Below are 14,860 nucleotides of genomic sequence, written 5' to 3' on the forward strand. Positions count from 1 at the left end.
ACCACGCCTAACAGCGTGGTTTTTTATTATCATATAACGCAATCGAAAGCGTATAACATTCGAGTTGAAGAAGCTAAATACAGTTTTTCATTGGTCTAACACACAACTACACACAACAACAACACAACGACCATTGTTTAACGAAGCTTTTTATCAATAGACTTCAATTTCTATTGGAAATAAAAAGCAAGAATAAAAATTTATGATTCCAAAGACTTACAAAGAGGTCATTGACCTTGGCGACGGTAGAGAAATCTCTATTGAAACCGGAAAATTAGCAAAACAGGCGCATGGTTCTGTTGTTGTACAATCAGGAAAATGTATGCTATTGTGTACTGTAGTTTCTAACTACCACTCTGCAGATGTTGACTTTTTACCATTAACTGTAGATTACAGAGAAAAATTTGCAGCAGCAGGTCGTTACCCTGGTGGTTTCTTTAAAAGAGAAGCAAGACCAAGTGATGGTGAAGTATTAACTATGCGTTTAGTAGACCGTGTATTACGACCATTATTCCCAAAAGATTACCATGCTGAAACTCAGGTGATGATTCAATTAATGTCTCATGACTCAGAAGTTATGCCAGACGCTATGGCAGGATTAGCGGCTTCAGCTGCTATTCAATTATCAGATATTCCGTTTGAAACACCTATATCAGAAGTTAGAGTTGGACGTATTAATGGTGAATTTATCATCAACCCAACTCAAGACCAATTATTAGAATGTGATATTGACATGATGATAGGAGCCTCTGCTGATTCTGTAATGATGGTAGAAGGTGAAATGGATGAGATTTCTGAAGAAGAAATGGCTGATGCTATAAAGTTTGCTCATGAAGCAATTAAGGTGCAGTGTGCTGCTCAAGTTAGACTAGCAGAAGCTGTTGGCAAAAAAGAAGTACGCGAATACGAACCAGAACGTGAAGACGAAGACTTAAAAGCTAAGATTCATGATATGGTTTATGATAAAACCTATGCTATTGCAAAAGCAGGGTCTTCTAAGCATGAAAGAGGAGCTGCTTTTTCTGAAATAAAAGAAGAAGTTTTCAATTCTTTCTCAGAAGAAGAGCAAGACGATTTAGGGAAACTTATTCATAAATATGTAGCAAAAGCTCAAAAAACAGCTATTAGAGATTTAACCCTAAATGAAGGTTTACGTTTAGATGGTCGTCAAACAACCGAAATCAGACCGATTTGGTGTGAGGTAGATTATTTACCATCTACTCACGGTTCTGCCATCTTTACACGTGGGGAAACTCAAGCATTAGCCACTGTAACTTTAGGAACATCTAGAGAAGCAAACCAAATAGATATGCCATCTTTTGAAGGTGAAGAGCGTTTCTATTTACATTATAATTTCCCTCCTTTTTCAACAGGTGAAGCGCGTCCAATCCGCGGAACATCCCGTCGCGAAGTAGGTCACGGTAACCTAGCACAACGTGCACTTAAGGGTATGGTACCAGATGATTGTCCTTACACAGTGCGTGTTGTATCAGAAGTATTAGAATCTAACGGTTCGTCATCTATGGCAACAGTATGTTCTGGTACAATGGCATTAATGGATGCAGGTGTACAATTAAAGAAACCTGTTTCTGGTATTGCTATGGGATTAATTTCTGAAGGTGATAAATATGCTGTATTATCTGATATTCTAGGTGATGAAGATCATTTAGGTGACATGGACTTTAAAGTAACAGGTACCGCAGATGGTATTACGGCTTGCCAAATGGATATTAAAGTAAAGGGCTTAAGCTATGAGATTTTAGTAAATGCACTAAAACAAGCACGTGAAGGACGTTTACATATCTTAGAGAAATTGACTGATACCATTGCTCAACCTAATGCAGAAGTTAAGGAACACGCACCTACAATGGTAACACGTCGTATACCTAACGAGTTTATTGGTGCCTTAATTGGCCCAGGCGGAAAAGTCATCCAAGAATTACAAAAAGAAACGGATACAACTATTGTTATTAACGAAGACCCAGTAACAGAAGAAGGTATTGTAGAAGTTCTTGGTGTTGGTAGTAAAGGTATTGATATGGTTATGGCCAAGATTGATTCTTTACTATTTAAACCAGAAGTTGGTAGTGTTTACGAAGTAAAAGTTATAAAAATGCTTGATTTTGGTGCTGTTGTAGAATACACTGAAGCTCCAGGAAATGAAGTTTTATTACACGTAAGCGAACTCGCTTGGGAACGTACAGAAAACGTGTCTGATGTTGTAAACATGGGTGATGTTTTTGATGTAAAGTACTTTGGTATTGACTCTAGAACAAAGAAAGAGAAAGTATCTCGTAAAGCTATTTTACCAAAACCTGAAGGTTATGTAGCTAGACCTCCAAGAGAAAACAACCGTAATGGTCGTGATAATAATAGAGGTAGAGATAACCGTGGACGCGATAATCGTAATAGAGACAACCGCAGAGACGACAGAAAACCAAGAGAAGATAATAAGGAAAATTAATTTCTTTTAACTTTTAATATTTAAAAGCCCAACAGTGATGTTGGGCTTTTTTAGAAATAAAGTAGTGATTAAAATTATTTTAAAACTTTTGTAACAAAACATGTGCTTTTTACGTATAACTATAGCGCAACATCGTGTTGCCCCAAAAATTGCACACATAATTTTACATGAGACAACTTAAAATTACCAAGCAGGTTACTAACAGAGAAACCGCTTCATTAGACAAGTATTTACAAGAAATTGGTAAAGTAGACCTTATTACTGCAGACGAAGAAGTAGAATTGGCACAGCGTATTAAAGCTGGTGACCAAATTGCTTTAGAGAAGTTAACAAAGGCAAACTTACGTTTCGTTGTATCTGTAGCTAAGCAATATCAAAACCAAGGATTAACATTACCAGATTTAATTAACGAAGGTAATTTAGGTTTGATTAAAGCTGCACAACGTTTTGATGAAACTCGTGGTTTTAAATTTATATCATACGCCGTTTGGTGGATTAGACAATCTATTTTACAAGCTTTGGCTGAGCAATCGCGTATTGTGCGTTTACCGCTTAATAAGATTGGTTCTATTAATAAAATCAATAAAACCTTTGCCTTTTTAGAGCAAAGTCATGAGCGTCCGCCATCGGCAGAAGAAATTGCAAAAGAATTAGACATGACTATTAACGATGTTAAGGAGTCTATGAAAAATTCTGGCCGCCACGTATCAATGGATGCACCACTTGTTGAAGGTGAAGATTCTAACCTTTACGACGTATTACGTAGTGGTGAGTCTCCGAATCCTGATAGAGATTTATTACACGAATCTCTTAGAACAGAGATTGAGCGTGCGCTTGAAACATTAACACCTCGTGAAGCAGATGTTATTCGTCTATACTTTGGTTTAGGTAACCAACACCCAATGACTTTAGAAGAAATTGGTGAGACATTTGATCTTACTCGTGAGCGTGTAAGACAGATAAAAGAGAAAGCAATTCGTAGGTTAAAACACACCTCACGAAGTAAAATATTAAAAACCTATTTAGGATAGTAATATCGTTATTTTAATTTTCAATTAATTTTTGTTAGATTACAACACGATTTACGACTAAATTTCGGTAACAACAGTTACAAAACATAACTGTTCGTTTTTTGATTGATGAAAGAAACCCCGGCTGATTACCGGGGTTTCACTTTTTTATGTAAATTGGGCTTTGCCTAACCCCCCAATCAAAAATGAAGGCTATTTGCTACATTAGTAACTTTTCTAAAGACCTCAGCAAAAATGACATTGACGAGTTAATCAATGATGTCAACAAAAAAAACAAAATTCATGATGTCACTGGACTCTTAATCATTAAAAACAAACACTTTTTCCAAATCCTAGAAGGAGAAGAAGAAAAAGTTGATGAATTGTATGAAAAAATAAAAGTAGATTCTAGACATACTGGAGTAATTAGATTACTGGACACTAAAATTGAAGGAAGAATATTCAAAGACTATAACAGTGGTAAATTTGATGTTTTCCAAAGATTTACCAGTATGAAAAAACTATATTTGTACTTCAATTGGATAAAAAATGCGGATTATTTACCTGCAGACGAATTAATTAAATTAACAACCAACTTTTTAAACAACAACAAATGAGTAAATGTTTAATAGCACCTTCTATGTTAGCTGCAGATTTCGGCAATCTTCAACGTGATACAGAAATGGTGAATAATAGTGATGCCGATTGGTTTCATATTGATGTTATGGACGGACATTTTGTACCAAACATTTCTTACGGAATGCCAGTGATTGCTGCTATTAAAAAACATGCTACCAAGCCATTAGATGTGCATCTAATGATAGAAAAACCTGAGCGTTATATTGAAGAATTTGCAAAAGTTGGTGCAGATATTATTACTGTACATCATGAAAGTACTGTACACCTTCATCGTACTCTTAGACAAATAAAAGCTGTAGGTTGTAAAGCTGGAATTGTCTTGAATCTAACAACACCCGTTTCTGTTTTAGAAGATATTTTGCCAGAATGTTACATGGTATTACTTATGTCCATAAATCCAGGTTTTGGCGGGCAAAAATTCGAAGACATTACTTATAATCGCGTAAAGAAGCTACGTAAAATGATTGACGAGCAAGGCTTAGATACACTTATTGAAATTGATGGTGGTGTAACGGACCAAAATATAAAAAAACTTACTGATGCTGGCGCGAATGTTTTTGTTGCGGGAAGTCACGTTTTTAAAAGTGACAATCAGCCAGAAACGATTGCTAATTTGAAGCGTTTGGCTAATTCTTAATTAGCTTTTCTGTAATTACACTAACAATACGCTCAGCAGTTTTCCCATCCCAAAATGGAATAGATTGTGTTTGTTTCCATTGACCGTCGAAGAGTCTTTCTAAATAAGACTTAAGATTCTGAGGATTTGTGCCTACTAATTCGTTTGTACCTAACTCAATCGTTTCTGGGCGTTCTGTATTATCTCTAAGTGTTAAACATGGTACATTCATAATTGAAGCTTCCTCTGTAATACCACCAGAATCCGTAATTACTGCTTTAGAGTTATGGACTAAATAATTAAACTCTAAGTAACTTAAAGGCTCTACAATACAAAGACGCTTAGTATCTACATCTAACTGTGATAATATTTTTTGCGTTCTTGGATGCGCTGGAAATACAATTGGCAAATCTCTTGTTTGCTTTATGATTTCAGTCAACATCACTTCAAGATTACGCTCTTCATCAACATTTGCAGGGCGATGCATGGTTAAAACAATATAATGCTGAGCTTCAAGATGTAATGTATTCCAAATTGAGGGCTTATAAAATCTATTTTTATTGTTCAAAAGTGTATCTATCATGGTGTTACCCACCAAAAACAGTTGTTTTTCTGCTTTACCCTCTTCTAATAAATTTTTATTTGCTAATTCCGACGTTGTAAAGAAATAATCGGCAATACTATCTGTCACAATCCTATTGACTTCTTCAGGCATGGTCATATCACCGGAGCGAATACCGCCTTCAACATGAGCTACTTTAATATCTAGTTTTTTAGCCACAAGTGTACATGCCATGGTAGATGTTACATCGCCAACAACAATAACTAAATCTGCAGGAAAGCTATTCAACTCTTTTTCAAAAGCTAATAAAATACTCGCTGTTTGCTCAGCTTGCGTACCTCCAGAACACTCAAGATTAGTATTTGGTTCTGGTATTGCCAATTGCTCAAAGAAGCTTTGAGACATATTTTTATCGTAATGCTGTCCCGTATGTACCAATCGATAACTTAAATCTGCTCCAGTATCTTTCGCTTTATTTAAAGCACCTATAATAGGTGCAATCTTCATAAAGTTGGGGCGCGCTCCTGCTACTATTGTAATTCTATACATATTGGACTTTAAGCTAAAAAATTAAGCTTTTCAAATTTACACTTTTAGAACAACTATTTTGACTACAAATAAAAAAACCAGAGGATTTCTCCTCTGGCTCATTTTTGGTGAAAATTGAAGTCTTAATTAAAATCCCCAATAGTAATTACTACAATTTTAACTCACCTACTTATGAAAGGTAACTTTGTATTATTCTTTAAAAAGAGCATACGACTCCCGACATTTTTAGATCTATAGTGCTTCCCTCTGAGCATGAACAAAATCTTGTTAATATTTTTCCATCTGGATATACAACTGTTGCCAAAATGGCAAAACACTTTTTGCTATCCGCATTTGAGTTTTCAATTATGCTACTATCAATATTTAGCACACCGTCTTTATTGTTATCTCTTAAAAGCCCTTGTACTTTTTGAGTGACATCGTATCCTGAAACGGTTGTTGAACTTGAAGCATCACAAGAATATATTGCTGAATGAACTTTAAACTTATACTTAGACATATTGGGGGATTTGTTTTATAACTTAGTATAAATGTAAGCTCCAATTATATGCTATGCTCGTAAAATGTAATGGAAGCGGAATTCTAGAGCACGAAGCAGAAAAAAATGGTAATAAAAAAATTAGAGAGTCTTTACACGCTGTAATATTTCACGGTAATTATCGCTCAAATCGGCTTTGAGCCCACCCGATAAGAGAATTAAATTATCTGAAAGAATTATCTGTTCTACTTTTTCGACATTGACAATACATCGCCTATGTGTTCTAAAAAATTGGTTAGGATTTAGTAGTTTAGAAATTTTTACTAACGATATGTTAATGACAAACTTCTCTTTTTCGGTAATAATATTGCAGTACTTATCTTCAACCTCTATATAGATAATATCCTTGATAAGTACTTTTTTTAAAGCTCTCCCTTTTTTTATGAAAAGATAATCTTCAGTAATTACAGTATCTTCTCCATCACCTAAAAATACATCTTTTTGCTCGTAAAATTTCTCGAGTGCCATCTCTATAGCATAAAATAATTCTAACTCATTAAAAGGCTTTAGCAAATAGCTAAATGGTTTAGTTAGCTTCGCACGCTCAAATATTTGACGGTCTGTTGAACTAGTTAAAAACACAAAGGGCTTAGCGTTATCTATACTTACTGAAATTACTTCTGCAACGTTAATTCCCTCTGGCAAACCGTTAAGAAAAATATCGACGATAAGTACATCTGGGTTAGTACTATTGTATAGTGAAATGGCATCCTTAAAATTGGTTGCTAAACCAACTACATTGAAGTTATTGGCTTCCAAAGAAGTGATTAGAGCGTCACTTTCTGAAGGCGTATCTTCTACAACTAGAACATTTATCTTATCCATTCTCACTCGCTTTTGGTAAAGATACAATCATTTTTGTGCCTTTTCCTAGTTGACTTTCAATAGAAAACTTTCCGTTATTCTTTTTAATCATTGACTTACAAAGTTGTATTCCTAAACCTGTACCTATAATATTTTCGTTCTCTTTTTTAGAAAGTAAACTAGTTTCTTTAAGCAACTCTAATCGCTTAGTTTCACTCATGCCTAGTCCGCTATCTTCAATAACTAACTGAATATAATTCTCGTCTTCAACTTGACTGTAAACCGAAATAGAATCTTTGGCCTGTGAGAATTTTATGGCATTATCCATAAGGTTACGAATAATGATTTTTAAAGATTCTTGGTCTGCTAAAATCTTGTCTTTTTTTGAAACGCTATTCTGAAACTTAATTTCCTTTTCAGCAAATAGACCTTGATAGTTAAAAACTACATGCTCCACTAACGTAAACAAACGATGTTCTTCAATATGAAAATAGGTTTGTTTTGTTTGAAGCATTGCCCAATTGAGCAAATTATCCAATAAGTTGTATGCGCCATTAACTATACTACTATTGGTATTTAAAAGCTCATCTAGCTTTTCAATATTTTTAGTTTCTAGATTATTAACCAAAGCTCTATTACTACTTTTTAAAGCATTTACGGAAGAACGCAAATCGTGACTTACTATAGAAAATAGCTTGTCTTTTGTTGCATTTAACTTGTCTAGTTCTTCGTTTTGAGAAGTTATAATTTTATTCGTCTTTACTTTTTCTCTGTAGAAGTATATGCTTACACCTAATAGTGCTAAAAGCACAAGAGCTGATGCAAAAACAGCATTACGTTGAGCTTCTTTGGCTTTATTCTCAGCTTCAAGAACACGTAATTCGTTTTCTTTTTTATCGAGTGCAATTTTTTTACTTAAGTCCGCAATTTCCCAGACCTTATCTCTGTTCCAAATAGAATCTCTCAAGGTGTTAGATTTCTCTAAATAGCCTATTGCCTCTTTATAATTGCCTAAAGCTTCATTAACAGCAAAAAGGTTGTAGTTAAATTGTTGTCTTAAATTTATATTAGTGCTATCTTTTATTTTGAAAGTGTTTAAGGCTTTTAAGAAAAACGTTTTTGCTTTTTGGTCTTGATACTGTTCAAAATAAAGATTACCTAGGTTATTATATATTCCTGCAACTTCATTTATCTGATTATTACTTAAATTAAGATTTAAGCTCTCTAAGTAATAGTTTTCTGAATCTGAATATTTACCACTTATCATATTCACATGACCTAAAGCAGAATACAGGAGTGTCTTTTTTGTTAAACATGATTCATCAGTTATTAAATTTTGGGCGCGAAGAAAATAGTCAACCCCTTTTTCATAATCACTCAATCCAAAAGCATTAATGAATCCAATATTTAATAAAGTGTAGAATTTAATATCTTGATTAAGCTGAATTGAATTGAGACATTTCATATAAGTCGCTAAACTTTTTTGAAATGATTTGTTTTGGTAATGTAAATCGGCCTCGAGTAATAATGAATAAATTCTAAGCTGACTATCATTATTAGTATCAGCTTCATCCAATAACTGATTTATTAAAACATAAGCCTCCTCAAGTTTTTTGGATGAAACTAAAGTATGAGCTTTGTGGAATTTATCTGATGAGCAATATGACTCAATAATCTCTTCCTTAGTACAAGGTTTATCCTGACTTATGACCTTAAAAGAAAAGCATACTAAAAGTAGAGGGAATAAAAATTTAGCAGACATAACACTAAAATAGGTTATATCTACTAAAATTTATTAGTTTATTTAAATGAATTTTATCCTCCAGACGCAACTACTTTTGTTTTACGTCTTGGTTCTGCCAATCCTCCTGGATGGCTACTTGGTGCTCCTTCCTCATCTACGGTTACATTAATAACTGCACTACCCATGTTTGTAGCAACATCTCCAAGTGTAAATGCAATTTTAACTACTTGTGTGTAGATTGTACTTAGTGGTTTACTTGCGTCATAAGATGGCTGAATAAATACATCGTTTCCATCCTCTCCGACAGTTGCAGTAATTGTAGGCAATACATCTGAGTTTACATTATTATGAAATGGCGCAATAACCGTAACATTAACAGCACCATCCGTAACAGCACTTGAATATACTAGCGGATTTTCTGGGCTTTGAAAATTTTCTCCATTATCTATCTGTACAATAGACATATTGGATACAATAATAGCTTCGGGCATGATTTTTAGATTTTAAGGGTTAATAGGTTTCTAATATATAGAAATATTTAGAATATAATCGATAAAATGTCACAAAAGTCCGATTTAGTGTAACAAAACAGATTTTAGAGGGAATGAAACATGAAATTACTGGAACTAACTAATTCTAATAATCTGCAAAATTAAAGTTTAGCATTTCTTTTACCTTATCATAGATATTTGGGAACGTAGATTTGAATTCTTCTGGAGTTTCAAAGAAACATTCTATTAAAACAGCAACAAACTCAAACTCATTAGTGTAAGCGTATTCCCTAAAGTATTTCGTTTTTATTAATTCTTCTCTCTTGGAATCGTTAGACTTTAAAAACCTTTTTAAATCCTTAAAAGCATCCCTAAAAATAAGCGCACTCACATCACTCTTCTTGTAACTATTAAGATGCAAGGCATGACCAAACTCGTGTATCCCAAGATTTAGATTATCATTTTCAATATCATAACCATGTTTAAAATCTTCCCAAGAAAATGCTATTACACCTAACATTGGGTTGACTTCGCCTTTGTGAAGTTGTTCATTTGCTTTAGAGTAAAATGAACTTGGATAAATTAATATTGTCTTAATAATAGGTAAACTGTAATCTTTAAAACCAAATGTAAGCATCACAGCTGTAGCAGAAATCAGAGTTCTCATCTCTTCAGTTACTTCTAAATCTTCCCGTCCGTAAAAATTCTTATCCGAAATAAATTTGGCTACGCGGTGCCTAAAATTATCTCGCTCTTTTGAATTGAGCCTTTTATAAAATTGAAATTGCGTATCTAGAACTCGTATTTGTTCTCTATTAAGCTTGCTAGGAATAAGAATAAAATTGAGGAATAGAGGTTTCTTTTTTACCTCAGCATAAGACTGCTCTACATATCTAAAAATTCGTTTTGAAACGAAAAACCCTACTATTGAAAACAGAACAATATTAGGTATTAAACCAAAACTGGTTTTAAGAAATTGGGGCATTAGCATGTGTAAATATAAACTTTTACGCTTTAATGCCTAAATGAGAAAACGCTCAAGCAAGGTTGGCGTTTTTCTTATTGAACTATTTATTTGTGACCTCGAAGGGATTACACTTCCCAAAGCGTTCCGCTTTGAAAATAGAATAGTAGTAAAAATGCTTAAACAGGTTTAGACATTTTTACGATTATTCTATTTATTCGTGACCTCGAAGGGATTCGAACCCCCAACCCTCAGAGCCGAAATCTGATATTCTATCCAGTTGAACTACGAGGCCATTTTATATTTTTCTTCATCCATCGTCTTCCTGCACTACTCTTTAAGTATTTTTCTCTTTTTATTACTTCATCAAGTGTTTCATACTGCTCTTTATGTATTAGAATCCATGGAGCAAATTTAGCTGTATAATTGGACTTCTTGTTATTATGTTCCTTAAGTCGCCTATGGACATCCGAACTAAATCCTACATAAGATTTTAAGTGCTTCTCACTATATAAAACATATATGTAATACATTCTAACTTTTCTATCCAGCCCGCCTTGCCTGACGCAAGTCGAGGCAGGTTGAACTACGAGACCATATGCCCTATTAAGACATTAATTTAGCCTTAACTATAGTAGAAATGGTTTTACCATCGGCTTGGCCTGCTAATTGCTTGTTTACAATGCCCATAACCTTACCCATATCTTTCATACCTTCTGCTCCAGTATCTGCAATAACTTTTGACACAACTTCTGTAATAGCAGCCTCATCTAATTGTGCTGGTAAAAACTGACTTATTACTTCTGCTTGTGCTAATTCTGGTTCTGCCAAATCAGCTCTATTCTGCTCCGTAAAAATAGCTGCACTATCCTTACGCTGCTTTACTAACTTAGACAGTATTTTAATTTCGTCATCCTTAGTTAACTCTCCTTCTGCTCCAGATGTTTGCGCCAATAAAATTTCAGACTTTACAGCCCTAAGTGCTGCTAATGCTGTTTGGTTTTTATCTTTCATTGCCGCCTTCATTGCGGTCATAATATCTGTTTGTAAACTCATATTACTTAAATTTATTCAACTGCGAAGATACTAAACAATTAAAACAAAAACCCGAAAAGTTGAGGGACCTTTCGGGTTTGATTTTTGTACTTAATTAGTACTTCAATAGATTAACCATTAATCGACATTGTCATGCAAAAAAGAATTATTATTTCTTAATTGTATATCGTCATTATCGTCAGTTCCCACAGACAAACGAGACGCATTTGTCTCAGATGAATGTTGTGTATCTTCCAGATTTACACCTTGTCTTTTGTATGCAGGCTCTTTTTCTATTTCATCAATCTTAGCATTATTGAATTTATAGTTAAAGTCTTTCATCTTTTTACGTCGTTCATCTGCTCTAGCTTTTAAGATTTCAGAAATTGGACTATTCATTGGGTCAATTTCTCCCTCTGCTTGCTCTTGCGTTTCTTCTGCTGGAAGTGTTTTCTTTTCAAAAATGATTTCCTCTTTAACTTCCTTTTCAGTTTTAGACTGAATTGAGGTATCAGATTCAGAGGCTGTAAAATCGTCTAAAGCATAACGCTTTTCACCTTCTTCGTTTACCTCTGTTACTGAAATTAATTCAATCGGATCAGTTACTGTTATTTCTTTTACTTCTTCTTCAAGTTGAAACAACATTTTCTCATCACCAGTTTCTGGTTCTTCAATCTTTTCTCCTTCAAATTGAGATAAAGGTAAATCGAATGTCAGAGTTATTTGCTCTTCTTCTTTTTCTTCTAAAGGCTCAACTTCGGTTTGCTGAACTGGTGTTATTATAAAATCTTCTTCGGTAACTGGTTTGGCATCTAAAACTTCATCATAAATAACACTAATATTTTTGATAGCTTCAGTAGTTTTAATCAATTCGTTTTCGATAACATTAGGCACCTCTTCAAAATCTTCTTCTGTTAAAGTATGAACTATCGGCGCTTCAACTACTTCTTTCTCTAAAACAATATCCGGGCTTATAATAGCTGGGTCGTTATCTTGCACATGCACCTCTTCTTTGTATTCATCTTCTTCAAGTGCATGAATCACTTTCTTAGCTTCTGTGTTAGAAATCTCGTTTTGCTGGTCGATATCAAAACCTGTAGCTATTATAGTTACAGATATTGATTCTTGTAGAGACTCGTCTTCACCAACACCCATGATAATATTAGCGCCATGACCAGCTTCTGTCTGGATGTGGTCATTGATTTCTCCAATTTCATCTATAGTAATTTCCTGAGTACCAGAAACGATAAGCAACAATACATTTTTGGCTCCTGTGATTTTATTATCGTTTAGTAATGGAGAGTCTAAAGCTTTCATAATAGCTTCTTGTGCTCTGGTTTGCCCAGAAGCAGTTGCAGAACCCATAATAGCTGTACCGCTTTTACTCAATACCGTTTTAGCATCACGTAAATCAATATTTTGCGTGTAGTGATGCGTTATTACTTCTGCAATTCCTCTTGAAGCTGTAGATAATACTTCATCCGCCTTTGAGAACCCTGCTTTAAATCCAAGATTACCATAAACTTCACGAAGTTTGTTATTGTTAATTACTATTAATGAGTCAACATGTTCGCGTAAACGTTCAACACCTTTTTGCGCTTGTTCGTTACGCATTTTTCCTTCAAATTGAAATGGCATTGTAACAATACCCACTGTTAAGATATCAAGCTCACGTGCCATCTTAGCGATTATTGGAGCTGCTCCTGTGCCAGTTCCACCACCCATTCCTGCTGTGATAAATACCATTTTTGTATTGGTATCTAACATGCGTCGGATATCTTCTAAACTCTCAACTGCGGATTGCTCACCAACTTCAGGATTTGCGCCTGCACCAAGACCTTCGGTAAGATTAACACCTAACTGAATTTTGTTTGGCACGCCACTGTTTTGGAGGGCTTGAGCATCCGTATTGCAGATTACAAAATCTACACCTTTGATACCTTGTTGAAACATGTGATTTATTGCATTGCTTCCACCACCACCTACACCAATGACTTTAATTACATTAGATTGATTTTTTGGTAAGTCGAAAGCAATATTCCCAAATTCGTTGCTGTTGCTCATATTAACTTTGTTATGGGGTTTGTATATGTATTGATTAATTAATTATTCTTTGTTTGTCTACTCTGCGTTGTCTAAAAAGTCTTTAACGCGCTCCGTTAGTTTATCTAAAAACGAACGACGTTCTTTTTGCGGTTCTTCTTTTACAACTTCAACTTCTTCTTCATTAGTTTCGGTTTCGTTACTTATTGTTTCAGCTTCTTCAGCTGCTTTTCGGTCTTGACGCTTAAGACCATCCATAACTAAACCTACAGCTGTAGCAAATAGCGGACTTGCAATTTCTTCATCACTGCCGCCAGCTAAGTGCTCATTAGGATATCCTATTCTGGTATCCATACCTGTAATATATTCTACCAATTGTTTTAAGTGCTTTAACTGGCTTCCACCACCTGTTAAAACAATCCCAGCAATCAATTTCTTCTTCTGCTCCTCGTGTCCGTAGTTTTTTATTTCTACATAAACCTGCTCAATAATTTCTACAACACGCGCATGAATTATTTTAGACAGATTCTTTAATGTGATTTCTTTTGGGTCGCGACCACGTAACCCAGGAATAGAAACAATCTCGTTGTCTTTGTTTTCTCCTGGCCAAGCTGAACCAAATTTCATTTTTAATAATTCGGCTTGCTTTTCAATAATGGAGCATCCTTCTTTTATATCTTCAGTAATAACATTTCCTCCAAATGGAATTACAGCTGTGTGACGAATGATTCCATCTTTAAATACAGCTAAATCTGTTGTTCCACCACCTATATCAATTAATGCTACACCTGCTTCTTTTTCCTCTTGACTCAACACAGCATTTGCTGATGCTAGTGGCTCAAGTGTAATACCTTCTAACTCTAAATCTGAACTTTTTACACAACGCCCAATATTTCTTATGGAAGATACTTGACCTACTACTACATGAAAATTTGCTTCAAGACGCCCGCCATACATTCCGATAGGCTCCTTAATTTCGGCTTGCCCATCTACCTTAAATTCTTGGGGTAATACATGGATAATCTCTTCTCCGGGAAGCATCACCAACTTATGCACTTGATTAATCAAGCGATCGATATCAGCCTCATCAATAACCAACTCGGAGTTAGCTCTTGTGATATAATCACTATGCTGAAGACTACGAATATGCTGTCCTGCAATACCTACAGTAACTTCAGAAATTTTCTCAGATGCAGCAGCTTCTGCCTCTTGGACAGCTTGCTGAATAGATTGTATCGTTTGTGTAATATTATTCACAACACCACGGTGCACACCTAAACTTTTAGATTTTCCAACACCTAAAATCTCAACCTTACCATATTCATTTTTACGGCCAATCATGGCCACAATCTTTGTGGTTCCTATATCTAATCCTACCGAAATATTATGCTTTTCCATAAT

General features: G+C 34.7%; 14 protein-coding genes and 1 tRNA gene. 4 read left to right on the forward strand and 11 right to left on the reverse strand.

The genetic code is table 11. From position 1 onward, the window contains the following. Positions 1–202: 202 nt before the first annotated feature. The 4 genes from BUB95_RS02770 to rpe all read left to right on the forward strand — a co-directional run bounded on the left by BUB95_RS02770 (position 203) and on the right by rpe (position 4,750). On the forward strand, positions 203–2,464 hold the full coding sequence (locus BUB95_RS02770) for a polyribonucleotide nucleotidyltransferase (protein WP_073082723.1): 2,262 nt from the start codon (positions 203–205) through the stop codon (positions 2,462–2,464). 167 nt (positions 2,465–2,631) lie between these two features. After that, complete coding sequence (locus tag BUB95_RS02775) at positions 2,632–3,495, forward strand: sigma-70 family RNA polymerase sigma factor (protein ID WP_008270568.1); 864 nt, start codon at positions 2,632–2,634, stop codon at positions 3,493–3,495. A 185-nt stretch (positions 3,496–3,680) separates the two neighbouring features. Further along, entirely contained in the window at positions 3,681–4,091 is a 411-nt protein-coding gene (locus BUB95_RS02780) for a BLUF domain-containing protein (RefSeq protein ID WP_073082725.1), read from the forward strand. Further along, the gene (gene rpe, locus BUB95_RS02785; RefSeq protein ID WP_073082728.1) at positions 4,088–4,750 is read left to right on the forward strand and encodes a ribulose-phosphate 3-epimerase; all 663 of its coding nucleotides are present in this window, start codon (positions 4,088–4,090) and stop codon (positions 4,748–4,750) included. The genes BUB95_RS02780 and rpe overlap by 4 nt, the downstream gene beginning before the upstream one ends. Here rpe and wecB read toward each other — a convergent pair. The 11 genes from wecB to ftsA all read right to left on the reverse strand — a co-directional run bounded on the left by wecB (position 4,740) and on the right by ftsA (position 14,857). Continuing rightward, positions 4,740–5,840, reverse strand: a complete 1,101-nt coding sequence (gene wecB / locus BUB95_RS02790; RefSeq protein ID WP_073082732.1) for a non-hydrolyzing UDP-N-acetylglucosamine 2-epimerase — start codon at positions 5,838–5,840, stop codon at positions 4,740–4,742. The genes rpe and wecB overlap by 11 nt on opposite strands. A gap of 196 nt (positions 5,841–6,036) precedes the next feature. Beyond that, positions 6,037–6,339: a hypothetical protein gene (locus tag BUB95_RS02795; RefSeq protein ID WP_073082735.1), complete on the reverse strand. Its 303-nt coding sequence runs from the start codon at positions 6,337–6,339 to the stop codon at positions 6,037–6,039. A gap of 120 nt (positions 6,340–6,459) precedes the next feature. Beyond that, a complete protein-coding gene (locus tag BUB95_RS02800) occupies positions 6,460–7,203 on the reverse strand; it encodes a LytR/AlgR family response regulator transcription factor (protein WP_073082739.1) in 744 nt (247 codons plus the stop codon). Beyond that, positions 7,196–8,944, reverse strand: a complete 1,749-nt coding sequence (locus BUB95_RS02805) for a tetratricopeptide repeat-containing sensor histidine kinase (protein ID WP_073082742.1) — start codon at positions 8,942–8,944, stop codon at positions 7,196–7,198. The genes BUB95_RS02800 and BUB95_RS02805 overlap by 8 nt, the downstream gene beginning before the upstream one ends. A 53-nt stretch (positions 8,945–8,997) precedes the next feature. After that, positions 8,998–9,417, reverse strand: a complete 420-nt coding sequence (locus BUB95_RS02810; RefSeq protein ID WP_073082745.1) for a hypothetical protein — start codon at positions 9,415–9,417, stop codon at positions 8,998–9,000. Between the two features lie 145 nt (positions 9,418–9,562). Continuing rightward, entirely contained in the window at positions 9,563–10,402 is an 840-nt protein-coding gene (locus tag BUB95_RS02815) for a zinc-dependent peptidase (RefSeq protein WP_159432629.1), read from the reverse strand. A gap of 200 nt (positions 10,403–10,602) precedes the next feature. Next, a tRNA-Arg gene (locus BUB95_RS02820) sits at positions 10,603–10,676 on the reverse strand. After that, positions 10,654–10,914: a GIY-YIG nuclease family protein gene (locus tag BUB95_RS14440; protein WP_073082751.1), complete on the reverse strand. Its 261-nt coding sequence runs from the start codon at positions 10,912–10,914 to the stop codon at positions 10,654–10,656. Before BUB95_RS14440 ends, BUB95_RS02820 begins: the two co-directional genes overlap by 23 nt. Positions 10,915–10,987: 73 nt before the next feature. Continuing rightward, positions 10,988–11,437 (reverse strand): GatB/YqeY domain-containing protein, encoded by a 450-nt coding sequence (locus BUB95_RS02830; RefSeq protein ID WP_073082755.1) that lies wholly within the window; start codon positions 11,435–11,437, stop codon positions 10,988–10,990. Positions 11,438–11,554: 117 nt separating this feature from the next. Continuing rightward, on the reverse strand, positions 11,555–13,480 hold the full coding sequence (gene ftsZ, locus BUB95_RS02835) for a cell division protein FtsZ (RefSeq protein WP_073082758.1): 1,926 nt from the start codon (positions 13,478–13,480) through the stop codon (positions 11,555–11,557). 57 nt (positions 13,481–13,537) lie between these two features. After that, the gene (gene ftsA / locus BUB95_RS02840) at positions 13,538–14,857 is read right to left on the reverse strand and encodes a cell division protein FtsA (protein WP_073082762.1); all 1,320 of its coding nucleotides are present in this window, start codon (positions 14,855–14,857) and stop codon (positions 13,538–13,540) included. Between the last annotated feature and the right edge of the window lie 3 nt (positions 14,858–14,860).

This window comes from Winogradskyella jejuensis (genome assembly GCF_900129745.1).
Taxonomy (GTDB): Bacteria; Bacteroidota; Bacteroidia; order Flavobacteriales; family Flavobacteriaceae; genus Winogradskyella; species Winogradskyella jejuensis.